The sequence below is a fragment of the Kribbella sp. NPDC055110 genome (genome assembly GCF_053607525.1).
On the sequence record NZ_JBSGTS010000011.1, the window covers coordinates 111,907 to 135,831 of the forward strand.

The window sequence follows — 23,925 nt, forward strand, 5'->3', positions numbered from 1 at the left end:
GGGAGCGGGCGGCTGGTGCTGGGAGCGGGCGGCTGGTGCCGTGAGCGGGCGGCTGCTCCTGTGAGCGAGCGGGTGGTGCTGTGAGCGAGCGGGTGGTGCTGTGACCGGGCGGATGGTGCTGGGAGCCGGCGGCTGGTGCCCTGAGCCGGCGGCTGGTGCCCTGAGCGGGCGGGCCGTGCCGTGAGCGGGCGGCTGGTCCTGTGAGCGGCGGGTGGTCCTGTGAGCGGGCGGGTAGTGCTGTGAGCGGGCGGGCCGTGCCGTGAGCGGGCGGGTGGTGCTTCGGAATGGGTCGGTGCTCGACGTCGGGTCCGGCGCCGTGCAGCAGGCGGACGTCGTACTCGAAGGCGACCGGATCGTCGAGGTCGGGATCGGGCTGGACGGCGACGACGCGATCGAATGCGACGGCGGGTTGCTTGTCCCCGGGTTCATCGATTGCCACACGCATCTGTGCATCGCGCAGACGCGGATCGATCCGTTCGGGCTGCCGCGATCGGTGCGCCCGCTGTCCGCCGTACCCGTGCTGCGCACCCTCCTGAGCCTCGGCGTCACGACGGTGCGCGATGCGTGGGGCGCGGACGCCGGCGTGCGGATGGCGGTCGAGAAGGGCTGGGTCGACGGGCCGCAGGTGCTGCTCAGCCTGCGGCAGGTGGGTACGACGGGTGGCCTCGGCGACCTGTGGGCGCCGCGGACCGGGCCGCTCGACTTCTTCGAGGATCCTTCGCTGCCGGATCCGATCTTCAACGGCGCCGACGAGGCGCGGGCCGTCGTACGGCGGATGGTTCGGGCCGGCGCGGACTGGATCAAGGTGACTGTCACCGGGTCCCTTGCGCTCGGGAAGGGCCTTGCGGACCTCGAGCTGACCGAGGACGAGATGACCGCGCTGGTCGACGAGGCGCGGCGGCGCGGAGGCCGGCGGGTCATGGTGCACGCGCACGGAGCCCGGGCTGCGGAACTCGCCGCCTGCGCCGGTGCGGGGAGCATCGAGCACGGGACCTACCTCGACGAGGCCGCCGTACAGGCGATGGCGGACCACGGGACCTTCTACGTGCCGACCCTCTCGGTCACGCAGTCGGATCCGTCATCCACGCCGGAGGGCGCCGCCGAGGCCCATCGGGAATCCATGCGGCTCGCCATCGCCGCAGGTGTGCGGATCGCGATGGGCACCGACAACCCGGTCCGGCCGCACACCGAGGTGCTGTGGGAACTCAGGCATCTCGCGGCCGCCGGACTCGGTGACGCCGGCGCGCTGCGAGCGGCCACGATCGACGCGGCGACGCTGCTGGGACTCGCGGACGACCGCGGTGAGATCGCGGTCGGTAAGCGGGCGGACCTGGTTCTCTTGGAGGGCGTCGACCTCGACTGCAGCTCGCTCGAGACGCGCGTCCAACGGGTCTTCCACAACGGAACCGAAGTCGGGCGTTGACTCTGACACGGTGTCAGACCATAGACAGGGCGCATGTTCACAGCAGGAGAGGTCGCGGAGCAGATCCGCACGGGTCAGGTCACGTCGCGTGAGGTGACGGAGGAGCTCCTCGCGCGGATCGCGGACGACACACAGGTCAACGCGGTGGTCGAGGTACGGCGCGAGCACGCCTTGGCTGAAGCGGCCCGAGCCGACGCGCTGATGGCCAGGCGGGGCGGGGCGATCGGGCCGCTGCACGGCGTACCGATCACGATCAAGGACTGTTTCAACGTCGCCGGGATGCGCACCACGTGGGGCAATCCGGCGTTCGCGGAGTACGTCGCCGACCGCGACGCGTCTGTCGTGGAGCGGCTGCAGCGCGCCGGCGCGATCGTCGTCGGGAAGACGAACGTGCACACGATGCTCGCGGACTTCGGCCAGACCGCGAACGAGATCTACGGGCGGACCAACAACCCCGCCGACCTCGGCCGTACGCCGGGCGGATCGAGTGGCGGCGCAGCGGCAGCGCTGGCGGCCGACCTCACCTACCTGGAGTACGGCTCCGACCTCGCCGGCTCGATCCGGCTCCCGGCGGCGTACTGCGGCGTGTACGGACTCAAGCCCACGAACGGCCTGGTCCCGCTGCGCGGCTTCGAGATCCCCGGTACGCCGTACCTCCCGAGCGAACTGCCCACTCTGTCAACGATCGGACCACTCGCCCGCTCCGCCGCCGACCTGCGAACAGCACTACGCGTGACCGCCGGCCCCGAAGCGCCCTACTCGTACAACTTCCGCCTGCCCCGGCACGACCGCCTGCAGGACTACCGCGTCGGTGTTGTCACCGATCACCCCTCCGCGCCCGTCACCAGCGAAGTCGGCGATGCGCTGTCCGACACGATCGACCGCCTGGCCCGCAGCGGCGCGAAGATCGTCAACGGTTGGCCCGACGGGGTGGACGCGAACGAGCAGGCGGAGGAGTTCGGCCGCCAGGTCGACCTGTTCTTCGCGCTGCACGGCGACTCGGACAGCGATCTGACCGCCACGGACGTACGCGACCTCGAGCGGCGCCGGATGCAGGCGCGTGCGCGCTGGCAGCTGTACTTCGACGACGTCGACGTCTTCCTGTGCCCGACGAGCTTCACCGTCGCGTTCCCGCACGGTTCGACGACGATCGACGGGCAACCCTACGAAGCGCAGGCGTTCTGGATCGCACAGGCGTCGCTGACCGGTCATCCCGCGCTCAGCATGCCGATCGGACGCACGCCGTCGGGGCTCCCGGTCGGCGGCCAGGTGATCGGCCCGTGGCATGAAGACGACACCGCGATCACGTTCGCCGAGCTCCTGGCTGGTTGACTGCACTCATGTTCGCCATCGGAGAGTTCGCCCGCCACGGCCGGGTGTCGATTCGGATGCTGCGGCACTACGACGCGATCGGCCTGCTGCGACCGGCGTACGTCGATCCCGCCACCGGCTACCGCAGTTACACCGCCGGTCAGCTCGCCGACCTGAACCGGATCGTCGCGCTGAAGGATCTCGGTTTCTCCCTCGACCAGGTCGGCACGATGATTGCCGACATGCTCGGACCGGCCGAGCTGCGTGCGATGCTCACGATGCGACGCGCGCAGTTGGAGACCATGCTGGCCGAGAGCTCCGCACGGCTCGCACAGGTCGAGTCGCGCCTGCGCGGCCTGGAAGCAGACGTCCCGACCGCGGACGTCGTCGTCAAGGAGCTGCCCGCCGTACGGCTCGTCGGCCTCACCGCCACGGCCGCGAGCTTCACGCCCGACGACATCACGCCCGTGGTGCATCCGCTGTGCGCGGAGCTGGGCCGGCGGTTGCCGCACGCCGACGTACGGCCGTCCGGTCGGCTGACCTGCCTGTACGAGCAGGAGTCCGAGGACGAGGTCGTCGTACGCGCGACGGTTCCGGCCGCGGTCGATGCCGGGGGCAACCGCAACGGACTCGACGTGATCGACCTGCCCGCGACGCAGGCCGCGACGCTCGTGCATCGCGGGCCGATCGCCCAGGTACTGCCTGCGTGGCAGGCGTTGGCGCGCTGGCTCGACGACAACGGCCGACGCGCCGCCGAGCCGGCCCGCGAGCTCTACCTCGACACCCCGGAGGACCCGGAGCACTGGGTCACCGAACTGCAGCAGCCGTTCACCGCGGCTCTGCCAGGGACGCCAGGCCGGCGGTAATCACCGAGATGCCGAACTCGAACCGGTCATCGCCGGCGGCACCTGCCGTCAGCGGGCCGGCGAGCGCCACCGTGAGCGGGAACCGACCGGCCGGCAGCGAGGCGAAGTAGGACCGCAACCCGTCGAGGAACCGCTCGAGATCCTCCGGGCTCCACTGGTCCGCACGTTGCACGCTCTCCTCGAACGCCACCGCGGTCACGTACAGCGGGATCAGGTCGACCGCCCACGCGACAGCCTGATCCGGCAGCCCACCGGCCTTGAGGATGCCGAGCACGCATTCGGAGGTCCGCAGCGCGGCCTCCCCCAGCGGTACGGCGCCGATCGCGGCGCGCGCCACACCCGGCATCGTCCGCATCGCGCGCAGCATCTCGCGCATCGCGTCCTTCAGCTGCTCCTGCCAGTGCTCGGGGTCCGGCGGCGACGGCAGATTCATCGCCTGCGCGGCCCGGTCGACCAGCAGCTGATCGAGCTCCTTCTTGTTCGCGACGTGCGCGTACAGCGAGGCGGGGCCGGTGTGCAGTTCCTGCGCGATCTTGCGCATCGAGACCGCTTCGTAGCCCTGGTCGACCATCACCCGCAGGGCAGTGTCGACAATCCGCTCCCGGGTCAGCGGCTCCTTGGCCGGACGCACGGGTTTGGCGGGACTGATCGGCTGCCACGGCGACTGGGTCATGCGAACCACTGTAGCGAACGCCGTACTTGACGGGAACACTGTTCGCGAGTAGAACGGTGTTCGTCAACGAACACCGTTCGCATCCACATCCGAGGAGCCACCATGACCGCCACCGCCGTAGAGACCTCACCAGACACCACGACCACGCCGCGCGGTACGCCGTACCGCTGGCGCTGGCTCGTCGTCGCCACCATCCTGGTCGCCGAGATCATGGACCTGGTCGACGCGACGATCGTCAACATCGCCGCTCCGTCGATCCGGGCCGACCTGGGCGGCTCCGAATCGGCCATGCAATGGATGCTGGCCGGCTACACCCTGGCCTTCGCGATCGGGCTGGTCACCTTCGGCCGGCTCGGCGACCTGGTCGGCCGCCGGCGGCTGTTCGTGATCGGCGCCCTCGGGTTCACGATCGCGTCCGCTGTCTGCGGGCTGGCCACCAGCCCCGAACTGCTGATCGGCAGCCGGGTCGCGCAGGGCCTGCTCGGCGCGGTGATGATCCCGCAGGGTTTCGCGATCCTGAAGTCGATCTTCCCGGCCGACGAGCTCGGCAAGGCGTTCGCGATGTTCGGCCCGGTCATGGGGCTGTCCGCGGTCGCGGGCCCGATCCTGGCCGGCGTACTGATCGACGCGAACTGGTTCGACGCCGGCTGGCGGACGATCTTCTTCATCAACGTCCCGATCGGGATCGCCGCCCTGGCCGGCGCGCTGCGCTTCATGCCCGAGGTCAAGACGCCCGGCGCGTCCCGGCTCGACACCACCGGCGTACTCCTGGTCAGCCTCGCCTCCGGCCTGCTGATCTACCCGCTGGTGCAGGGCCGCGAGCTCGACTGGCCGCTGTGGACGATCCTGATGCTGATCTCCTCGGTCGCGGTCTTCGCGCTGTTCGGATGGCGGGAGCGCCGGTCCGGCAACCCGGTCATCGACCCGTCGCTGTTCCGCAACCGCGGGTACGTCGCCGGCCTCGGCGTGATCACCATGTTCTTCCTTGCGATGAACGGCTTCATGCTGGTGTTCAACCTGTTCACCCAGCTCGGCCTGCACTACAGCCCGCTGAAGGCCGGCCTCGCGATGGTGCCGTTCTCGCTCGGGATCGCGATCGGCGCGCCGCTGTCCGCGGGCCTGCTCGCTCCGAAGCTTGGCCGCACGGCGCTGCAGCTCGGCATCGCGGTGATGACGGTCGCGATGGTCGGCGTGTGGTTCACCCTGCACACGTACGGCGACGCGACCACGATCTGGAACCTGGTCCCGGCGACGCTGGCCACCGGCATCGGCGCCGGCATGGTGTTCGCGCCGCTGTTCGACATCATCCTGGCCTCGATCGACGACCAGGCCGCGGGGTCGGCGTCCGGCGTACTGACTGCCATGCAGCAGTACGGCGGCGCGATCGGAGTCGCCGTGATCGGCACCGTCTTCTTCCAGCTGCTGCCGACCCATGCGTTCCTGGGCGCGACCAAAGCCTCGGTCCTGGTCGCAGTCGGGCTGTTCGTCGTCAGCCTCGCGGTGTCGGGCCTGCTCCCGAAGCGAGCGATCAGTCGCGACTGACGAATCCTTCCTTCACCAACCAGTCCATGGCGACGTCGGCGGGCTCACGTCCGTCGACGTCGACCTGCGCGTTGAGGTCGATCAGCACCTCGTCGGTGAGCTTGTCCGACACCGGCTGCAGCAGCTCGCGCAGTTGCGGGTACTCGTCCAGCACCTTCTTACTGATCACCGGAGCCACGTTGTACGCCGGGAAGTACGACTTGTCGTCCTGTAGTACGACGAGATCGAGCGACTTGATCCGCCCGTCGGTCGTGTAGATCTCGCCGAAGCGGCAGTCCCCGTTGTTCGTCGCGGCGTACACCGCGCCCGTGTCCAGGGTCCGGATGTTGCCCCGCAGTACGCCGGAACCCATCGGGATCCCGTAGTGCTTCAGCATCGGCTCGAACCCGTCGTTGCGGTTCGCGAACTCGGACTCGACGCAGAACGTGCGCTCCTTCACCGGCAGCGACTCGACCTGCGACAGCTTGGTGAGGTGCAGCCGCTCGGACTCCTTCCGGGTCATCGCGAAGCCGTAGCTGTTGTTCATCGGAGCAGGCTTCAACCAGATCAGCCCGTACTTCTGCGCGTCCTCCGTGCGGACCGCGTCGTACTGCTGCTGCTTGTCGGGGATGCCGGTGTCGTGGCCGAGGTACGAGATCCACGCGGTGCCCGTGTACTCCCAGGCCATCTGGATCTGGTCCTGGATCATCGCCTGCCGGGACGTGTCGGAGCCGGGCATGTTGGTGAGGTCCTGGACGTTCGCACCGGCCGAACGCATCAGGATCGCGGCGATCTTCCCGAGGATCAGCTGCTCCTGGAAGCTCTTCGAGCCGATCGCGATCGTCAGCCCGTCGAGGCCTTTCACCTGGGCGAGGGGTCCTTGGAGCGCGCCGGTCGGCACGAAACCGCCGCTGGTGCCGAGGCCACATCCGCCGAGCGCGAGCGTCGCCGCGCACACCATCGCTATCAGCCGCCTCATCCGAGCCCCCTCGGTCGGGTGACTTCTTCCAGTACTCGGCCGGCCCAGTCGATGAGGAGTGCCAGGGCGGCTACCAGTACGGCGCCGCTGATCAGCACCGGGTAGCGCAGCAGGCGGATGCCGGTCGTGATCAGGCTGCCCAGTCCCCCGGCGTCGATGAACGTCGCGAGCGTCGCCGTACCGACGACCAGGACCAGCGCGGTACGGATGCCGGCCATGATCACCGGCACCGCGAGCGGCAGTTCGATCCGGCCGAGTACGGCGATGTTCGACATACCCATGCCGCGACCGGCCTCGACCAGCGTCGGGTCGACGCCTTGCAGGCCGACGATCGTGTTCCGCAGTACCGGCAGGATCGCGTACAGGCAGAGCGCGAGGATCGCGGTCCAGAAGCCGAAGCCGAGCCAGATCGCGAGCAGCACGATCAGCCCGATCACCGGCGCCGCCTGTCCCGCGTTCGCGATCGCGACCACGACCGGAGCGGCCCGGCGGGACCGCGGCCGGGTCAGCATGATGCCGAGCGGTACGGCGACCAGCAGCACGATGACCGTGGCGACGACCGTGAGCTCGAGGTGCTCCACGGTCAGCCGGCCGACGAGTTTCCAGTCGAGCTGCCGCTGCTCGATCGAGTCGAGCTCGGCGCGGGACCGCCAGATCGCCCACGCCGCGATCACGATGGCCACGAACAGGGGTTGCCCGATCAGCAGCCCCCACGAAGGCCGGCGCGCGCGAGTAGCCGCAAGCCCAGCGGCCGCGGCCTTTGCATCAGCCAGGTTTTCCTTCGGCTGAAGGTCTTGGGTCACCGTCACTGCGCGACCTCCTCCGGCTGCCCATTGCTGTCATGGCCGTTGCCGTCCTGGATGCGGGCGAGCACGGCCTGGAAGTCGACCACGCCGAGATACTCGTCGCGGCGGCCGGTGACGACCGCACTGCCGTGGCTGGACATCAGCATCGTGTCGAGCGCGTCGTTCAGCGTCGCCCGCCGGTCGATCGTCACCAGGTCGGTGTCCTCGTGCGGCGCCGGCACGCTGTCGACCTCTGACAAGTCGGACGTCCACATCCAGTCGACCGGTCGCCGCCGGCCGTCCAGGACCACGACCGAGTCGTCGCCCGCCTCCTTCGCGGCCCGCAGTACGTCGGATGCCTGGTCGCCGATCGCCGCGACCGTCGGCTGGCCCAGCTCGATCTCGCTCACCCGGCTCAACGTCAGCTGCTTGAGCGCCGCGCCCGCGCCGACGAAGTCCGCGACGAACCGGTCCGCCGGGTTCGCCAGGATCGCCTCGGGGGTGTCGTACTGCGCGATGTTCGCGCCCTCGGTGAGGATCAGGATCCGGTCACCGAGCTTCACCGCCTCGTCGAAGTCGTGCGTGACGCAGACGATCGTCTTGCGCAGCTCCTCCTGAATGCTGAGCAGTTCGTCCTGCAACCGCTGCCGGGTGATCGGGTCGACCGCGCCGAACGGCTCGTCCATCAGGATCACCGGCGGGTCGGCGGCGAGTCCGCGGGCGACGCCGACACGTTGCTGCTGACCGCCCGACAGCTCGCGCGGGTACCGGCCGCGGTACCGGTTCGGGTCGAGGCCGACGAGTTCGAGCAGTTCGTCGACACGTTCCGCCGTACGGCGTTTGTCCCAGCCGAGCAGCCCCGGGACCAGGGCGATGTTCTGCGTGACGGTCATGTGCGGGAACAGGCTGCCGCCCTGGATCACGTACCCGATCCGGCGCCGCAGGTCGTCGTCGTTCTGCCGGCTGACGTCCTCGCCACCGATCCGGATGCTGCCGGAGGTCGGCTGGATCAGCCGGTTGATCATCTTCAGCGAGGTCGTCTTGCCGCAGCCCGACGGGCCGACGAACATCACGATCTCGCCGGCCGGGATGTGCAGCGACAGGCCCTCGACAGCGGCCTTCTTCTGGCCCGGGTACCGCTTCACGACATCGGTCAACTCGATGTCGACGCCGCTGACTTCAGGTTCGGATTCAGGCACGGATACCCCTTGGGGTGGTCAGGCGGCCGACGAGCAGCAGCATGGCGTCCAGGATCAGAGCGAGCAGGACCACGCCGATCGTGCCGACCAGCGCGGAGTTCAGAGCGTTCTTGCCACCGATCTGGGTCAGGCCGGTGAAGATGAAGCTGCCCAGCCCGGGGCCGAGCACGTACGCCGCGATCGCGGCGATCCCCATCGACATCTGGGCCGAGACCCGGACGCCGACCAGGATCACCGGCCACGCCAGCGGCAGCTCGATCCGGAACAGGGTCCGGGCCGCGCCCATGCCCATCCCGCGCGCCGACTCGATCAGCGTCGAATCGACACCGGCCAGGCCGACGACCGCGTTCCGCAGGATCGGCAGCGTCGCGTAGAACGTGACAGCGACCACCGAGGTCGCCGTACCAATACCGGCCACCGGGATCATCAGGCCGAGCAGCGCGAACGAAGGGATGGTCAGCCCGACCGCGCTGATCGCGCCGGCCAGCGACGCGATCCGCGGGTTGCGATGCACGACGACCGCCAGGCCGACCGCGATCACCGTGGCCAGCAGCACGCACTGGATCACCAGGCTCAGATGCTGATAGCTCTGATAGAGCAGTTGAGAATTACGCTCAGTTATGTAGTCCCACACGCGGCGACCCGTACCCAACAAGCGTTCGACTCACACATTGGCACGATCGCTTCCGAAGTCCGGACATGCCGAAGCCCCTGGTCGCCACGCGGGCGCCAGGGGCTTCAGGTTCAGCTCAGTTGAACGAGTCGCCGCAGGCGCAGGAGCCGGTGGCGTTCGGGTTGTCGATGGTGAAACCCTGCTTCTCGATGCTGTCGACGAAGTCGATCGACGCACCCTTGAGGTACGGAGCGCTCATCCGGTCCGTGACGACACTCACACCACCGAAGTCGGCCACCACGTCGCCGTCGAGCTGACGCTCGTCGAAGAACAGCTGGTACCGCAGGCCGGAGCACCCACCCGGCTGCACGGCGACCCGCAGCGCGAGGTCGTCGCGGCCCTCCTGGTCGAGCAGCGCCTTCACCTTGGCGGCGGCCCCGTCGGTGAGGAGAACACCAGTGGCAACGGCCTGCTCGGTCTGCGCTTCAGTCATTCCTGACTCCAGTCATCTGCTCAAGTGCCGACGTACAGCTCCACCGGCACGGAAGTCTCTTGTCAACACAGGCCAACATCACCCGGCCCGCGCTCATTCCCATGGTCGCACACCAATTTCACAGATCAACTTCCCGACCGCCGCTTGATCAGCCCGGCGGACCGATCACTTCCGGTGTGCGTGAGCTTCTCGGGTGTGCGTCAGCTCTTCGGGTGTGCGTCAGCTTTCGGGTGTGCGTCAGCGGGCCCAGGTGCGGGCGACACGCTCCGCGACCGTCGCGAGGGAGCCGTGCGGGTCCGCGAACGCCTGCTCCTCGCCGACGACGTCCACCAGCGCGTACGCCGACTCGACGCCCATCGCGCGCATCTCGCGGGAGCCGATCAGGACCTTGCCGGCCAGTACCACGCAGGGCCGCATCGCATCGTTCGCGACCTTCGCGACACCCGCGATCACCTTGCCGTCGCGGGACTGGAAGTCGAACGCGCCTTCACCGCTGATCACCAGGTCGACCTGCGACGCCTTCTGCTTGAGCCCGGTCAACTCAGCGACCAGGTCGATCCCGGACACCCGCTCAGCGCCGAGCAGCAACAACGCGTACCCGAGCCCGCCAGCGGCTCCCGCGCCCTTCTGGTCTGCGGTCTTGCGATCGGCCAACTCCGCGAAGTGCGTCAGCCAACCGTCGACCTGGGGCTTGCGCTCGTCCGAGATCCCCTTCTGCGCCCCGAACACATTCGTCGCGCCGCGAAGCCCGAGCATCGGGTTCTCCACATCACTGGCAGCAACAAACTCAACCCCCGCCACCCGCTCCCGAGCCGGCCCCAAATCCACCCCCAGCAACCCAGCCAGCCCCACAGCCCCACCATCCAACCGCCCACCACCCCCACCCGCCGAGCTGCTCGATTGCGCGGTTGCTGTTGCTCCGAGGGCGGCGAGCAGGCCTGCGCCGGCGTCGTTGGTGCCGGAACCTCCCAGCCCGAGGATGATCCGCTTCGCGCCGGCGTCCACGGCTGCTGTGATCAGCTGCCCGACCCCGTACGTGCTCGCCTCCTCAGGACGCCGCTGCTTCGGCTCCACCAAGTGCAACCCACACGCCTGCGCGGTCTCGACGTACGCCGTCTCCCCCGCCAGCAGCACCGTCGCCGGGGTCTCCTCACCGAGCGGTCCGCGCACGGTGACCGACAGCAGCTTCCCGTCCACCACTGCGGACAGTACGTCGATGAACCCCGGCCCGCCGTCCGCCATCGGCGCCACCAGTACCTCAGCCCCCGGGTCCCGGCGCCGCCACCCTTCCTCGATGGCCGCCGCAGCCTCCACAGCCGTCAACGTCCCCGCGAACTTGTCCGGCGCAATCAGAATCCGCATGCCCACATCCTCCCCCACCCACCCTCCGACCAGCCGAGCCCGTCCGTTTCACGCCCTAAGGACAGGACGTAGTCATATACGTACACCGCACCGCCCGCCTGAGCAGCCCGCGAATCCACCGCGATCACCGCACACCTCCTGTCGTTAGAGCACACAGGCTGATTGACGGGCCCGGCGCGATGACAGTTGGATCGTCGGCATGAAGACGATCCTGTTCGCACTCCGCGTGACCGACCTGGAACGCTCACTCGCCTTCTACACCGCCGTCGGCTACGTGACGCTCAGCACGATCCCGTTCGACGACGGCTCCAGCCTGGTCTGGCTCCGCTTGCCGGACGAGCCGTCCGTGTCGCTCGAACTCGTCCACCGGCCCGCGGACGGCCCGGTCGAGGTCGGCGGGTTCACGCACTTCGCGATCGAGGTCGAGTCACTCGCCGACACCATTACCCGCCTCACCGCAGCAGGGCTGCACCCCGGCGCCCTCGAACTCCCGGCCGGCACCGACGGCCCGAAAACCTCCTGGCTCATCGACCCCGACGGCTACCGCATCGAACTCGTCGAATGGCCACCCACCGGAGCCCCCCAACCAGAGAACCCGTGACGCGACCCGACACACCGCCAACGTCGGAGCTCTCGTGATGCGGCCCGGTGCACCACCGACGCTGGAACACTCTTGATGCGGCCCGGCGAACCACCCAGGTTGGAGGACTCGTGATGCGACCCAGCGCACCGCCGAGGTCGGACGTCTCTTGCTGCAGACCGCTGCACCGCCAACCTCGGAGCACTCCTGATGCGGCCCAGTGGACCTCCGACGTTGGAGGGGTCTTGATGGAGTGGCCGACGACTGTTTCTGAGGCGGTTGCGGTGCAGGAGGAGTTGCGTGGGCAGGTGGATCCCAGGGACGTCGGCAGGATCCCGCAGTACGTCGCCGGACTCGACGTCGCGTACGACGGGGACCGGTTGGCGGCCGCCGTCGTCGTACTGGATGTGAACACCCTGGCGGAGGTCGATCGCGCGGTCGTGCGCGGTGAGACGACGTTCCCGTACGTGCCGGGGCTGTTCGCCTTCCGCGAGGTGCCCGCGTTGCTTGCGGCGCTGGAGCAACTCGGGACGACGCCGGACCTGCTCGTCTGTGACGGACACGGGCTCGCGCATCCGAGGCGGTTCGGGCTCGCGTGCCATCTCGGCGTACTCACGGGAATCCCCGCGATCGGCGCCGCGAAGACGACCTTCGTCGGGTCGCACGGGGAACTCGCACAAGAACGCGGTGCGACGGCCGAACTCGTCGACGGCGGCGAGGTGGTGGGGGCGGCGGTGCGGACGCAGGACGGGGTCAAGCCGGTGTACGTGTCTGTCGGGCATCGGGTGAGTTTGAAGACCGCGATCGATCACGTGCTGCGGTTGGCGCCGCGGTATCGGTTGCCGGAGACAACACGCCTCGCGGATCGGGCTTGTCGGGAAGGACTGTCGGATGGTTGACGATGCACCACGGGTACCGGAGTACACGCGGCACGAGTACGGCGACCGGATCGGGGCGAGCGCACGGCTGCGTGCAGGAGCGGCCGCGGCGGTGATGGACGGGGATCGGTTGCTGCTGACGAAGCGCACCGACAACGGCGAATGGTGCCTGCCGGGTGGGGCGATCGATCCGGGCGAACGTCCGGCGGAGGCTGCCGAGCGGGAGACGCTCGAGGAGACCGGGCTGGTGGTGCGCGTGACCGGGCTGGTCGGCGTGTACTCGAACCCGGATGTAGTCGTGGTCTATCCGGACGGGAACCGCGTGCAGGTCCTCGGCGTGGTGTTCCGCGCGGAGACGGTCAGCGGCGAGGCCGGGTCCTCCACGGAGGTGAGCGAGTCCGGCTGGTTCACCGCGGAGGAGGCCGCCGAGCTGACGGTCATCGCGGGACACCGACCGATCCTTCCGGCGGTCTTCGGCGACGAGCTGTACTTCGATCCGCCCAAGTAGAACTGCGCGGGTTGGGGAGGGTTTCTTGCCGATTCGGGGGTGAAAACCTCCCCAACCTCGTCAGTGGCGGAACAGGCGGCGGAGGACGAGCGCCAACACCGCGCCGATCAGGTACGGCGCAGCGCGGCGAGCAAGCATCGGCACCAGAGCACTCCCGAGGTCCAGCACCACCTCATCCCCCTCCGCCGCATCCACCCCGGCCCGAGTGGACGAACCGGCCGCGCTAGCAGCGCTAGCGGATCCTGTGAGGTCGGAGCTAGCAGTGCTAGTGGTTCTAGCAGTGCTAGCGGATTCACTGGAGCCGATGGGGCTAGCGGTGCTAGAAGTTCTAGCGGTGCTAGCGGTGCTAGCGGGGATGGTGGTGGATTGCGCTGGGGTGTCGAGTTTGGTTTTGAGGCAGGTGGTGAATTGGTCGAGGAGTTTGTTGGAGACGTCCTGGATGAGGCCGCGGCCGAATTGGGCGGGGCGGCCGGTGATGGTCAGGTCGGTGTCGACGGTGACTTCGGTGGAGCCGTCCGTGGTGCCGGTCAGCCGGGCGGTGACGCGTGCGCTCGCCGTACCGTTTCCGCGCCGGTCCTTGCCCTTGGCCTCGATGACCGCGTGATGCCCCGCTTCGTCCCGCTCCACGAAGGTGCCGGTGCCGGAGTACTGCAGCGACACCGGCCCCAGCTTCACCTTGCACGACCCCGTGAAGTCGTCACCCTCGTACGCCGTCAGGGTGGCGCCGGGGAAACACGGCACCACCCGTTCGAGGTCGTTGAACGCCGCCCACGTCTGCTCCACAGGCGCAGGTACGACGAACTTGTGCTCGAGCTTCACGCGCTACCCGCCGCCGCCAGGACCGCCCGCCGCGTGAGCACCGTCGCGAGGTGCCGGCGGTAGTCGGCGTCACCATTGATATCGCTAACCGGAGACGTCCCGTCAGCCGCTCGCGCCGCGGCCTCCCGTACGGCGTCCGCGGTCGCGGGCTGCCCGACAAGAGCCTCCTCGACCGCAGTCGCCCGTACCGGGGTCGGCCCCATGTTGCCGAGCCCGACCCGCGCCTCCGCGATCGAGTCGCCGTCCAGCCGGACCGCCGCCGCGACCGACACGATCGACCAGCCCTGCGCGACCCGGTTGAACTTCTCGTAGTGCGCGCCCCATCCGGTGTACTTCGGCACCCGCACCTCGACGAGCAACTCGTCGTCGCCGAGCGCCGTACTGAACACGCCCTCGAAGAACTCCGAGGCAGGCACGGTACGTCGGCCGTCCGGCCCCGCGATCACGAACGACGCGTCCAATGCGACCGCGACCGCGGGCAGGTCCGCCGCCGGATCCGCATGCGCCAGCGACCCGCCGAACGTGCCGCGATGCCGGATCTGCGGATCGCCGACCGTTGCCGTGGCCAGCGCGATCAGCCGCGCGTGCTCGGCCACCAGCGGATCCGACTGCACCGTACTGTGCGGGGTCATGGCGCCGATCACCAGCGCGTCGCCGTCGTCCCGCACACCGCGCAGCTCGTCGATCTTCTGAAGGTCGACGATCACCTCAGGCGCCGCCAACCGCAACCGCAGCGCCGGCATCAGGCTCTGCCCGCCCGCCAGCACCTTCGCGTCAGGGTGCTCGCGGAGCAACCCCAGCGCCTCGTCGATCGTCGCGGGCGCGAAGTACTCGAACGCCGCCGGGATCATGACCGGCTCCCTTCCTGGCTGGCCCTCTTCTGGATGGCACCGTTCTGGATCGCGGTCCACACGCGGTACGGCGTACACGGCATCGGCACGTCCGTGACGCCGAGCGGTCGGAGCGCGTCGACGATCGCATTGACGACAGCCGGTGTGGACGCGATGGTCCCGGCCTCGCCAACGCCCTTCACGCCCAGCTGGTTCGTCGTCGCGGGCGTCTCGGTCCGCGCCGTCTCGAAGCTCGGCAGATCAGGTGCCGCAGGCAACGTGTACTGGTCGAACGACCCGGTGACCAGCGTCCCGGAGTCGTCGTGCACCGCTTCCTCGTAGAGCGCCTGCGCGATCCCCTGTGCGAGACCGCCGTGCACCTGTCCCTCGACGATCATCGGGTTCACGACCACGCCGACATCGTCGACGCACACGTACGACCGGATGTTCGTCGCACCCGTCTCGGTGTCGACCTCGACCGCGCACAGATGCGTGCCGTGCGGGAACGAGAAGTCCTCCGGGTCGAGGGTCGCGTCGGCGTCCAGGGACCCTTCGGCCGAGCCGTCGAGTTTGTGGCCCTGGAAGATCGCGAACGCGAGCTCGGCCAGCGTCATCCCGGCGTCCGTACCGCGCACGCCGTACCGCCCGCCGCTGAAGTCGAGGTCGTCCGCGTTCGCCTCCAGGAGCTGCGCCGCGATCGGCTTCGCCTTCTCGATCACCTTGTCCGCGGCGGCCAGCACCGCCATGCCACCGACCGCCAGGGACCGCGATCCGTAGGTGTCCAGCCCGCGTACGGCGACCTGCGTGTCCCCGTGCAGTACTTCGACATCCTCGAACGCCACGCCCAGCCGGTCCGCGACCAGCTGACTCCACGCGGTCTCGTGTCCCTGACCGTGCGGGCTCGTCCCGGTGACCACCTCGACCTTCCCGGTCGGCAGCATCCGGACCGCCGCGTGCTCCCAACCGCCACCGACGTACCCCATCGAGCCGAGCCACCGCGACGGGGCCAGGCCGCACATCTCGGTGAACGTCGAGACGCCGATCCCGAGCTGTACCGGGTCGCCGGACTCGCGCCGCTTGCGTTGCTCGGCGCGCAGGGCGTCGTACCCGAAAAGCTCACGCGCCTTCGCGGTCGCGGCCTCGTAGTTGCCGGAGTCGTACCGCAGCCCGGACACCGTCGAGAACGGGAACTCCTCGTGCTTGATCCAGTTCCGCTCGCGGATCTCGAGCGCGTCGACACCGACGCGGGCGGCGAGCTCGTCCATCAGGCGCTCGATCGCGTACGTCGCCTCGGGCCGGCCGGCGCCGCGGTACGCGTCGGTCCACGTCTTGTTCGTGAACACGTTGGTGATGCCGAGGTGGTACGCCGGGAACTTGTAGATTCCGTTGTACATGAACGCCCCCAGCAACGGGATCGCCGACGTGACGAGGCCGAGGTACGCGCCCATGTCGGCCAGCAGCTCGACCTTCAGCCCGGTGACCGTTCCGTCGGCGTTCGCGGCCAGCGTGACCTGCTGCCACTGGTCCCGGCCGTGGTGCGCCGCCATCAACGACTCGGACCTGGTTTCCGTGTATTTACAGGGCTTTCCGGTACGCCGGGCCGCGATGACCGTGAGTACTTCCTCCGGGGTGAACTGCAGCTTGCCGCCGAAACCGCCACCGACGTCCGGCGCGATCACCCGGATCTTGCTCTCCGGGATGCCGAGCACGAGCGCGATGAAGATCTTCACGAAGTGCGGTACCTGCGTCGCCGACCAGACCGTCATCTGTTCGGTTGTCGGATCGACGACGATCGACCGCGGCTCCATGAACGCCGGGATCAGCCGCTGCTGACGGAACTCCTCCTCGATCACGATGCCGCCGTCGCGGGCGGCCGCGATCGCCGCCTCGACGTCGCCGCCGGTGCCGGCCTCGGCCGAGTCGTACGACCACACCGCGGACACGTTCGTCCCGAGATCCGGATGCGCGATCACCTCGTCGCGGGCGGCGGCCTTGAGTTCGAGGGCGGGTTCGAGCTCCTCGTAGTCGACATCGACGAGGTCGGCGGCGTCGTTCGCCTCGGCCGCCGTACGGGCGATGACCATCGCGACGATCTCACCGGCGAACGCAACATGGTCGACCGCCATCGATGGATGTACGGGCGCTTTCTGGTCGGGTACGACGGCCCACGCGTTCGGCAGCGCGCCCTGCTCGTCGGCGATGTCGGCGCCGGTGATCACGGCAACGACCCCGGACGCCGCCTTGGCCGCCTCGGTGTCGATCGACGTGATCCGGGCGTGCGCGAACGGGCTGCGCACCATCGCGAGGTACTGCATGCCGGGCAGCACGATGTTGTCGGTCCAGCGGGTCCGGCCGGTGATCAGCCGCGCGTCCTCCTTGCGCCGGCGCGACGCGCCAATCTCGGGCGCCGGGCGTTGTTCGGTGGCAGTCATTGCGCACCGCCGGCGGCCGCTGCGGCCTGGACGGCCTTGACGATGTTCTGGTAGCCGGTGCACCGGCAGAGGTTGCCCTCGAGCCCGAGCCGAACGTCCTCGTCGGTCGGATTCGGATTGTCGGCAATCAGATCGATGGATTGCATGATCATGCCCGGTGTGCAGTATCCGCACTGCAGGGCATGGTTCTCGTGGAAGGCCTGCTGCATCGGGTGCAGTTGGCCGTTGGTCGCGAGCCCTTCGATCGTGGTGATCTCGTGACCGTCGGCCTGGACCGCGAGCAACGAGCAGGACTTCACGCTCCGCCCGTCCAGGTGGACCGTACAGGCGCCGCAGTTGCCGGTGTCGCAGCCGACCACGGTGCCTGTCTTCCCCAGTTGCTCGCGCAGATACAGCACGAGCAGCGTGCGCGGCTCCACCTCGTCCGTGAAGCTGCTTCCGTCGACCTTCACCGTGATCCGGGTCATCGCCCCGCCTCCAGATGTCAGCACTCGCCGTACTTTTGATCCTGCTCCTGTTGTGATGTGGACCACAAGGGTCCGGTCTTTGGTGGATCAGCGGTGGATCAGTGGTGGATCCGGCCGGCTGCCGCGGAGAGTCGTTGCCCGGCGCCACCCCAGCGCTGGGCGATGATCTCGGCGGCGATACTCACCGCGGTCTCCTCCGGCGTCCGCGCGCCGAGATCGAGGCCGATCGGGCTCGCCAGTCGCGCCACCTCGTCCTCCGTCAGCCCGGCCTCCCGCAACCGCTTCAGCCGGTCGTCGTGCGTGCGCCGCGAACCCATCGCCCCGATGTACGCGACCTGCGGCAGTCGCAACGCGACCTCCAGCAGCGGTACGTCGAACTTCGGGTCATGCGTCAGTACGCAGATCACCGTCCGGTCGTCGATCCGCCCGGCCGCCGCCTCGCCCGACAGGTACCGGTGCGGCCAGTCCACGATCACGTCGTCCGCGGACGGGAACCGCGTCGCGGTCGCGAACACCGCCCGCGCGTCGCACACGGTCACGCGATACCCGAGGAACGACCCGAGCCGCGCGACCGCCGCCGCGAAGTCGATCGCACCGAACACCAGCAACCGCGGCACCGGCGCGTACGACGACACGAACACCCGCATCCCCTCACCACGCCGCTGCCCGTCCGGCCCGTACTCCAACGTCTCCGACCGCCCGTTCGCCAACAATCCCCGCGCATCGTCAAGCACCGCATCATCAGCCCGATCCGACCCAAGCCCCCCGCCAGCGCCACTCGCCCCGCTAGCACTGCTCGTATCGCTAGCATCGCTCGCCCGGCTAGCAACGCTCGAATCTCTAGCGCCGCTCGCCCGGCTAGCATCGCTCGCATCTCTAGCGCGGCTCGTATATCTAGCACTGCTAGCCGATCTAGCATCGCTCGCCGCGCTAGCACTGCTCGCCGCTGATCTAGCATTGCTAGCGGTCGGGCTCGGTGCCTCGGTGGTCGGCTTTGGGCGGACGATCAGCCGGCGGCCGATCCGTGCCGGGTCGGGATGTGCGACGACGGTGGCTACCGCGACCGGGCGGCCTTCGGCGATGTCCGCCACCACCTCCCCCAGTTCCGGGAACGACGTACGGTCGACCTTCTCGACGAACACGTCGATGATCCCGCCGCAGGTGAGCCCGACCGCGAACGCCGACTCGTCGCTCACGCCGTACCGCTGCAGCACCGGCTCCCCCGACGCCAGAATCTCCTCACCGAGCTGATACACCGCGCCCTCGACGCACCCGCCCGACACGCTGCCAACCACCTCCAGCTCAGGTCCGACCAGCATCACCGCACCCGGCGGCCGGGGCGCCGAGTCGAACGTCGCGACAACGGTGCCGACGGCAACCGATTCACCGGCTCGCCACCAGGTCAGCAACCGGTCGAGTACGTCACGCATCGGCGACCACCTCCAGAAGTTCGGCGAAGCTGGCCAGGCTGTGCCCGGCGACGAGGTCGTCCAGGTGCGGCAGTACGGCGACGATCCCGGCCTGCACCGGCTCGTACCCGCGCTTGCCGCGATGCGGATTCAGCCACACCACGCGATGCGCCAACCCCGCCAGCCGCTGCAGTTGCGCACCGAGCAGCGAGGCGTCACCGCGCTCCCACCCGTCGCTGCACACCACAACGACGGCCCGCCGCGCCGTACCGCGTTGACCCCAACGATCCAGGAACACCTTCAGCACCTCACCCAGCCGCGTCCCACCCGACCAGTCCGGTACGACGGCACCCGCCAACCGCAGCGCGAACTCAGGATCGCGGTGCCGTAGAGCCGTGGTGACGCGGGTGAGCCGCGTGCCGATAGTGAAGACCTCGACCGAGCGTGGCGCCTGCTGGACCATCACGTGTGCGAGCCGCAGCAGACTGTCGGCGTACGGGCGCATCGAGCCGGAGACATCGATCAGTACGACGACCCGCCGCGGCCGGACGCCCCGGCGGCGGTAGCGGGCGCGGCCCGGTTCGCCCACCTGGCGCAACTGGGCGCGCAGCGTGCGTCGCGGGTCGAGCTCGCCGCGATGCGACGGGCGGCGACGGTTCGCGCGGCGGATCGGGGTCCGCTGGCGGAGGGTGCCGAAGAGACGGGCGAGTTCGGCGCGGTCGGCTGCGGACAGTTCGGCGACATCGCGATGCCTGAGGACTTCCGTCGTACTGGCCGAGACGTTGAGAGCGTGGTCGCCCGCGGCTTCGTCGGTGCCTTCGCCGAGGTTGGCCTGGACGGACGGTTGTGGTGTGCGGCTCGGTACGACGCCGCGCGATCGGTCGCCGGTGAACCAGGCGGCGAACACCTCGTCGTACCTCGCGGTGTCGTCGGGGCCACTGCACAGCGCGGATCGGCCGGCCCAGTACACGTCCGCGGTGAGCGTGGCGTCGAGAGCGGCTACGGCCTGCAGGAACAGCTGTACCCGATCGGCCGTCACCGCGAGCCCCGCATGCCGAAGCGCAGTAGCAAACCCAGCAAGCGCCAGATCCGCACCCCCAACCGAGCCAGCGGGAGTCGCACTCGCGGCCGGCGGGTAATCGGGGGCCGCGCTCGCGGCCGGTGAGCGGTCGGGGGGCGGGCCGGCGGCGGCTGGTTCGTGCGGGGCACTCATCTGCGTCTCAGCTCGCCAGCAGGCGGTCGAGGGACTCGCGGACGCGGTCGGTGTCCTCGCGATACTTGAGCACCGCGCCGAGGGTCGCAGCCGCCGTCTCGACGTCGAGTACGTCGGTGCCGAGCACATCGAGAGCGCGCGCCCAGTCGAGCGTCTCCGCGACACCGGGCGGCTTGAGCAGATCGAGGTCCCGCATCCGCTGCACCGATCGCGTCACCTGCTCCGCGAGCCGAGCGGACACCCCAGGCAGACGGGTCCGTACGATCTCGATCTCACGCGCCAGACCCGGATGGTCGATCCAGTGATAGAGGCACCGGCGCTTGAGCGCGTCGTGCACCTCGCGGGTCCGGTTCGAGGTGAGCACGACGATCGGCGGTGTCTCAGCGGTGATCGTGCCGAGTTCGGGAATCGTCACCTCGTACGTCGACAGCACCTCGAGCAGGAACGCCTCGAACTCGTCGTCGGCCCGGTCGATCTCGTCGACGAGCAGTACGGCGGGACTTTCGCGGAGAGCCCGCAGTACTGGGCGGGACAACAGGAACCGTTCGTCGAACAGGCTCTTCTCGACCTCTTCGACCGCAGCCTCGGAACTTGTCGCCTCGACGGTCCGCAGGTGCAGGATCTGCCGCGGGAAGTCCCAGTCGTAGAGCGCCTGCGAGGCGTCGATGCCCTCGTAACACTGCAACCGGATCAGCTCGAGGTCGAGCGCTTCGGCGATCGCCGCCGCGAGCGAGGTCTTGCCGGTACCCGGCTCGCCTTCGAGGAGCAACGGACGATGCAGTGCGAGCGCGAGATACCCGACTGTGGCCAAGCCCTCACCGGCTAGATACCCAGTCGCCCGCAGACACTCGGCCAGCTCAGCCGCCGAGCCGACGGCACTCACTCCTTCAGCATTCACCCACTTCCCACCCTTGCCAACCCTCACCCGTCCCCCACGAGGGCTCGGGTTTCCGGAAACTATTTCGCCTGGTGGCAGAAATGTTCCGGAAAGCAGATGACCGGGCGGCAGCTCCGCCACGGTGTCGACGTCGACCCCGTCCGCAAGGTCCGAACAATCCACCAACTCAACCCCGTGTTCGCGCATGTACCCCCGCGCCCCCTCGTCACCCCGCGCCGTCGCGATCACCCCGTCCCAATGCGCCCGCCCGATCACCACCGGATGCCCCGGCGCACCGTCGTACGTCGCCCGCACCAGAGCGTCCTCACCAGCGCGATCCGCAATCCGCCGTACAGCGGCCGTCGTCAGCCCAGGCACGTCCACCGTCACCACCAGCACCGCGTCATGTGACGTCGAGGTTGAGCGGAGCGCCGTGAGGCCGGCGCGCAGGGACGCCCCCATCCCTTCATCCCAATCGGTCGCCTCGACGACCTCGACCGACTCGTCGGACAGCTCCGCGCGCACCTGATCCGCGGACGCTCCGACGACCACCACGACCGGTGAGCACCCGGCCCCGGTGAGTAGACGGGACGTACGAACCACCCACGCCACCCCGTCAGCGTCGCGGATGAGTGCCTTCGGCGTACCCATCCGACGCCCCGCGCCCGCAGCAAGCACCAGCCCCGCGATCTTCACATCGGCAGCGTACTAAGAGGTCCCGCCGAGAGATGACGCCTGCTACGCGCCGCCCCGCAGGCACTGGGCGGCGTTGTCGTCAGTCGTCGGGACTCCGTCCCTCTGCCCTGCCCAGCACTCCGCGGGACGAGGCTCGCGACGGCGGCATCTCTCGGCGGGGCCTCTGATTTCACACTCTGAGCAGTGACGCGGGCCACGCGGCGTACCGCAGTGGGCGTGCGACGATGTCGGACGTGACGACGATCGCAGAGGGCGCGAAGTCCCTTCCGTTGCTGTTTCTCGGGCAGAACACCGACCCGCACTCCGAGCGCGGTGTCGAGTGCCCGGGCGCGCTCCCGCCGGCGTCCGACCCGGACCTGGTCGAGCGGGCGCTGAAGGCGAAGGCGGCGCTCGGCGACCAGGTGTTCGTGCTCGGGCACCACTACCAGCGCGACGAGGTGATCCAGTTCGCGGACGTCACCGGTGACTCGTTCAAGCTCGCCCGCGACGCGGCCGCCCGCCCGGACGCGCCGTACATCGTGTTCTGCGGCGTCCACTTCATGGCGGAGTCCGCGGACATCCTCACCAACGACCAGCAGACGGTCATCCTGCCGGACCTCGCGGCCGGCTGCTCGATGGCGGACATGGCGCGCATCCAGCAGGTCGAGGCCGCGTGGGACGCGCTCGCCGACGCGGGTGTCGCGGACGTGACGGTGCCGGTCACGTACATGAACTCCAGCGCCGACATCAAGGCGTTCTGCGGCCGCAACGGCGGCGTCGTGTGTACGTCGAGCAACGCGGAGACCGCCCTGAACTGGGCGTTCGAGCAGGGCGAGAAGGTTCTCTTCCTCCCGGATCAGCACCTCGGCCGCAACACCGCCGTACTGCAGCTGGGACTGTCGCTCGACGACTGCGTCGTGTACGACCCGCACAAGCCGGGCGGCGGCCTGACCCGCGAACAGCTCGCGGCCGCGAAGGTGATCCTGTGGCGCGGGCACTGCTCGGTACACGGCCGCTTCACCCCCGAGTCCGTCGACGACGTCCGCTCGCGGGTCCCCGGCGTGAACGTGATCGTCCACCCCGAGTGCCGCCACGAGGTCGTCACGAAGGCGGATCAGGTGGGCTCCACGGAGTACATCATCCAGGCCCTCGAAACAGCCGAACCCGGTACGTCGTGGGCCGTCGGCACCGAACTCAACCTGGTCCAGCGACTCGCGAAGCAACACACCGACAAGAACATCGTCTTCCTCGACAAGACGGTCTGCTACTGCGCCACCATGAACCGCATCGACCTCCCGCACTTCGTCTGGGCCCTCGAAAACCTGGTTGCCGGCCACGTCGTCAACCCCATCAAGGTAGACGCCGACACCAAACACCACGCCAAGGTAGCCCTAGACCGAATGCTCGCCCTCCCAGGCAAAACCGCCCGCGACTGAGGCCGCGCCGACAGCCCCCAACACGAAGGGATATCCCTTCGAGTTGGGGGTTCTCCGTTGGTACTAGACCGGAGAACCCCCAACGCGAGTGGATATCCCCCCAAATGCATCCGGCGCTGCGCGCCCGGCCCGGATACCTGCGGGGCGGCACGGGGTTGGCGGCGGCACGGGACCTGGCGCGGGTGCAGGCGCGGGAGCTAGCGCGGGTGCGGGAGCTGGCGCGGCCGGGGTAGGTGCGGGTGCTGGCGCGGGAGCTAGCGCGGGTGCGGGAGCTGGCGCGGCCGGGGTAGGTGCGGGTGCTGGCGCGGGAGCTGGCGCGGCACGGGGTAGGCACGGCGCGCGACCTGGCGGGGGTGCTGGTGCGGGAGCAGGTGCGGAGCTGGCGCGGGTGCGGGTGCAGGCGCGGGCGCGGGAGCTGGCGCGGCACGGGGTAGGCGTGGCGCGGGAGCTGGCGCGGGAGCTGGCGCGGCACGGGGTAGGCGTGGCGCGGGAGCTGGCGCGGCACGGGGTAGGCGCGGCGCGCGACCTGGCGGGGGTGCTGGTGCGGAGCTGGCGCGGGTGCGGGTGCAGGCGCGG

Annotated in this window: 22 protein-coding genes; 8 read left to right on the forward strand and 14 right to left on the reverse strand. The window is 69.3% G+C overall.

What is annotated here, in order from left to right:
- The first annotated feature begins 271 nt into the window (after window positions 1–271).
- Genes ACWF0M_RS19400 through ACWF0M_RS19410 form a run of 3 tightly spaced genes read left to right on the forward strand, consistent with a single transcriptional unit; the run spans window position 272 to window position 3,600 of the window.
- A complete protein-coding gene (locus tag ACWF0M_RS19400; RefSeq protein ID WP_452237063.1) occupies window positions 272–1,423 on the forward strand; it encodes an amidohydrolase family protein in 1,152 nt (383 codons plus the stop codon).
- A 33-nt stretch (window positions 1,424–1,456) separates the two neighbouring features.
- A complete protein-coding gene (locus tag ACWF0M_RS19405) occupies window positions 1,457–2,755 on the forward strand; it encodes an amidase family protein (protein ID WP_452237064.1) in 1,299 nt (432 codons plus the stop codon).
- Between the two features lie 8 nt (window positions 2,756–2,763).
- On the forward strand, window positions 2,764–3,600 hold the full coding sequence (locus ACWF0M_RS19410; RefSeq protein WP_452237065.1) for a MerR family transcriptional regulator: 837 nt from the start codon (window positions 2,764–2,766) through the stop codon (window positions 3,598–3,600).
- Here ACWF0M_RS19410 and ACWF0M_RS19415 read toward each other — a convergent pair.
- Window positions 3,563–4,273: a TetR/AcrR family transcriptional regulator gene (locus ACWF0M_RS19415; RefSeq protein ID WP_452237066.1), complete on the reverse strand. Its 711-nt coding sequence runs from the start codon at window positions 4,271–4,273 to the stop codon at window positions 3,563–3,565. The two genes, ACWF0M_RS19410 and ACWF0M_RS19415, sit on opposite strands and share 38 nt — an antisense overlap.
- A 102-nt stretch (window positions 4,274–4,375) precedes the next feature.
- Between ACWF0M_RS19415 and ACWF0M_RS19420 the strand changes: the two genes are divergently transcribed.
- Window positions 4,376–5,815 carry a DHA2 family efflux MFS transporter permease subunit gene (locus ACWF0M_RS19420; protein WP_452237067.1) on the forward strand — a complete coding sequence of 480 codons (1,440 nt, stop codon included), beginning with the start codon at window positions 4,376–4,378 and terminating at the stop codon, window positions 5,813–5,815.
- On the opposite strand, the gene ACWF0M_RS19425 is transcribed toward ACWF0M_RS19420, so the two are convergent.
- The 6 genes from ACWF0M_RS19425 to ACWF0M_RS19450 form a co-directional block, all read right to left on the reverse strand.
- Window positions 5,802–6,773, reverse strand: coding sequence for a glycine betaine ABC transporter substrate-binding protein (locus tag ACWF0M_RS19425; protein ID WP_452237068.1), 972 nt, complete (start codon window positions 6,771–6,773; stop codon window positions 5,802–5,804). The two genes, ACWF0M_RS19420 and ACWF0M_RS19425, sit on opposite strands and share 14 nt — an antisense overlap.
- A complete protein-coding gene (locus tag ACWF0M_RS19430) occupies window positions 6,770–7,582 on the reverse strand; it encodes an ABC transporter permease (protein WP_452237069.1) in 813 nt (270 codons plus the stop codon). The genes ACWF0M_RS19425 and ACWF0M_RS19430 overlap by 4 nt, the downstream gene beginning before the upstream one ends.
- Window positions 7,579–8,757, reverse strand: coding sequence for an ATP-binding cassette domain-containing protein (locus ACWF0M_RS19435; RefSeq protein WP_452237070.1), 1,179 nt, complete (start codon window positions 8,755–8,757; stop codon window positions 7,579–7,581). The genes ACWF0M_RS19430 and ACWF0M_RS19435 overlap by 4 nt, the downstream gene beginning before the upstream one ends.
- Window positions 8,750–9,325: an ABC transporter permease gene (locus ACWF0M_RS19440; RefSeq protein ID WP_452237071.1), complete on the reverse strand. Its 576-nt coding sequence runs from the start codon at window positions 9,323–9,325 to the stop codon at window positions 8,750–8,752. Before ACWF0M_RS19440 ends, ACWF0M_RS19435 begins: the two co-directional genes overlap by 8 nt.
- Before the next feature lie 181 nt (window positions 9,326–9,506).
- A complete protein-coding gene (locus ACWF0M_RS19445; protein ID WP_130380162.1) occupies window positions 9,507–9,863 on the reverse strand; it encodes a HesB/IscA family protein in 357 nt (118 codons plus the stop codon).
- A 237-nt stretch (window positions 9,864–10,100) separates the two neighbouring features.
- Window positions 10,101–11,225 (reverse strand): glycerate kinase family protein, encoded by a 1,125-nt coding sequence (locus ACWF0M_RS19450; protein WP_452237072.1) that lies wholly within the window; start codon window positions 11,223–11,225, stop codon window positions 10,101–10,103.
- Between the two features lie 199 nt (window positions 11,226–11,424).
- Between ACWF0M_RS19450 and ACWF0M_RS19455 the strand changes: the two genes are divergently transcribed.
- The 3 genes from ACWF0M_RS19455 to ACWF0M_RS19465 all read left to right on the forward strand — a co-directional run bounded on the left by ACWF0M_RS19455 (window position 11,425) and on the right by ACWF0M_RS19465 (window position 13,191).
- Entirely contained in the window at window positions 11,425–11,826 is a 402-nt protein-coding gene (locus ACWF0M_RS19455; RefSeq protein ID WP_452237073.1) for a VOC family protein, read from the forward strand.
- Window positions 11,827–12,053: 227 nt separating this feature from the next.
- Window positions 12,054–12,704 carry a deoxyribonuclease V gene (gene nfi / locus ACWF0M_RS19460; RefSeq protein ID WP_452237074.1) on the forward strand — a complete coding sequence of 217 codons (651 nt, stop codon included), beginning with the start codon at window positions 12,054–12,056 and terminating at the stop codon, window positions 12,702–12,704.
- A complete protein-coding gene (locus tag ACWF0M_RS19465) occupies window positions 12,697–13,191 on the forward strand; it encodes an NUDIX domain-containing protein (protein ID WP_452237075.1) in 495 nt (164 codons plus the stop codon). Before nfi ends, ACWF0M_RS19465 begins: the two co-directional genes overlap by 8 nt.
- A gap of 60 nt (window positions 13,192–13,251) precedes the next feature.
- Here ACWF0M_RS19465 and ACWF0M_RS19470 read toward each other — a convergent pair whose 3' ends face one another.
- The 7 genes from ACWF0M_RS19470 to ACWF0M_RS19500 form a co-directional block, all read right to left on the reverse strand.
- Window positions 13,252–14,010: an SRPBCC family protein gene (locus tag ACWF0M_RS19470; RefSeq protein ID WP_452237076.1), complete on the reverse strand. Its 759-nt coding sequence runs from the start codon at window positions 14,008–14,010 to the stop codon at window positions 13,252–13,254.
- Window positions 14,007–14,861: an FAD binding domain-containing protein gene (locus ACWF0M_RS19475; protein ID WP_452237077.1), complete on the reverse strand. Its 855-nt coding sequence runs from the start codon at window positions 14,859–14,861 to the stop codon at window positions 14,007–14,009. The genes ACWF0M_RS19470 and ACWF0M_RS19475 overlap by 4 nt, the downstream gene beginning before the upstream one ends.
- The gene (locus ACWF0M_RS19480) at window positions 14,858–17,272 is read right to left on the reverse strand and encodes a xanthine dehydrogenase family protein molybdopterin-binding subunit (RefSeq protein ID WP_452237078.1); all 2,415 of its coding nucleotides are present in this window, start codon (window positions 17,270–17,272) and stop codon (window positions 14,858–14,860) included. The genes ACWF0M_RS19475 and ACWF0M_RS19480 overlap by 4 nt, the downstream gene beginning before the upstream one ends.
- Window positions 17,269–17,763, reverse strand: coding sequence for a (2Fe-2S)-binding protein (locus ACWF0M_RS19485; protein ID WP_452237079.1), 495 nt, complete (start codon window positions 17,761–17,763; stop codon window positions 17,269–17,271). The genes ACWF0M_RS19480 and ACWF0M_RS19485 overlap by 4 nt, the downstream gene beginning before the upstream one ends.
- Window positions 17,764–17,837: 74 nt before the next feature.
- Window positions 17,838–19,169, reverse strand: coding sequence for an XdhC family protein (locus tag ACWF0M_RS19490; RefSeq protein ID WP_452237080.1), 1,332 nt, complete (start codon window positions 19,167–19,169; stop codon window positions 17,838–17,840).
- Window positions 19,162–20,187 (reverse strand): vWA domain-containing protein, encoded by a 1,026-nt coding sequence (locus ACWF0M_RS19495; RefSeq protein WP_452237081.1) that lies wholly within the window; start codon window positions 20,185–20,187, stop codon window positions 19,162–19,164. Before ACWF0M_RS19495 ends, ACWF0M_RS19490 begins: the two co-directional genes overlap by 8 nt.
- Before the next feature lie 181 nt (window positions 20,188–20,368).
- Window positions 20,369–21,934: an NTP transferase domain-containing protein gene (locus tag ACWF0M_RS19500; protein ID WP_452237082.1), complete on the reverse strand. Its 1,566-nt coding sequence runs from the start codon at window positions 21,932–21,934 to the stop codon at window positions 20,369–20,371.
- Between the two features lie 224 nt (window positions 21,935–22,158).
- Here ACWF0M_RS19500 and nadA point away from each other — a divergent pair, with 224 nt between their 5' ends.
- Window positions 22,159–23,349 (forward strand): quinolinate synthase NadA, encoded by a 1,191-nt coding sequence (gene nadA / locus ACWF0M_RS19505; protein ID WP_452237083.1) that lies wholly within the window; start codon window positions 22,159–22,161, stop codon window positions 23,347–23,349.
- Window positions 23,350–23,925: the final 576 nt, after the last annotated feature.

Bases quoted from the DNA above. Each gene is read 5' to 3' on its own strand.
- ACWF0M_RS19405 (WP_452237064.1), top strand. From the start codon at position 1,457: ATGTTCACAGCAGGAGAGGTCGCGGAGCAGATCCGCACGGGTCAGGTC.
- ACWF0M_RS19410 (WP_452237065.1), top strand. From the start codon at position 2,764: ATGTTCGCCATCGGAGAGTTCGCCCGCCACGGCCGGGTGTCGATTCGG.
- ACWF0M_RS19415 (WP_452237066.1), bottom strand. From the start codon at position 4,273: ATGACCCAGTCGCCGTGGCAGCCGATCAGTCCCGCCAAACCCGTGCGT.
- ACWF0M_RS19420 (WP_452237067.1), top strand. From the start codon at position 4,376: ATGACCGCCACCGCCGTAGAGACCTCACCAGACACCACGACCACGCCG.
- ACWF0M_RS19425 (WP_452237068.1), bottom strand. From the start codon at position 6,773: ATGAGGCGGCTGATAGCGATGGTGTGCGCGGCGACGCTCGCGCTCGGC.
- ACWF0M_RS19445 (WP_130380162.1), bottom strand. From the start codon at position 9,863: ATGACTGAAGCGCAGACCGAGCAGGCCGTTGCCACTGGTGTTCTCCTC.
- ACWF0M_RS19450 (WP_452237072.1), bottom strand. From the start codon at position 11,225: ATGCGGATTCTGATTGCGCCGGACAAGTTCGCGGGGACGTTGACGGCT.
- ACWF0M_RS19455 (WP_452237073.1), top strand. From the start codon at position 11,425: ATGAAGACGATCCTGTTCGCACTCCGCGTGACCGACCTGGAACGCTCA.
- nfi (WP_452237074.1), top strand. From the start codon at position 12,054: ATGGAGTGGCCGACGACTGTTTCTGAGGCGGTTGCGGTGCAGGAGGAG.
- ACWF0M_RS19465 (WP_452237075.1), top strand. From the start codon at position 12,697: ATGGTTGACGATGCACCACGGGTACCGGAGTACACGCGGCACGAGTAC.
- ACWF0M_RS19475 (WP_452237077.1), bottom strand. From the start codon at position 14,861: ATGATCCCGGCGGCGTTCGAGTACTTCGCGCCCGCGACGATCGACGAG.
- ACWF0M_RS19480 (WP_452237078.1), bottom strand. From the start codon at position 17,272: ATGACTGCCACCGAACAACGCCCGGCGCCCGAGATTGGCGCGTCGCGC.
- ACWF0M_RS19490 (WP_452237080.1), bottom strand. From the start codon at position 19,169: ATGCGTGACGTACTCGACCGGTTGCTGACCTGGTGGCGAGCCGGTGAA.
- nadA (WP_452237083.1), top strand. From the start codon at position 22,159: ATGTCGGACGTGACGACGATCGCAGAGGGCGCGAAGTCCCTTCCGTTG.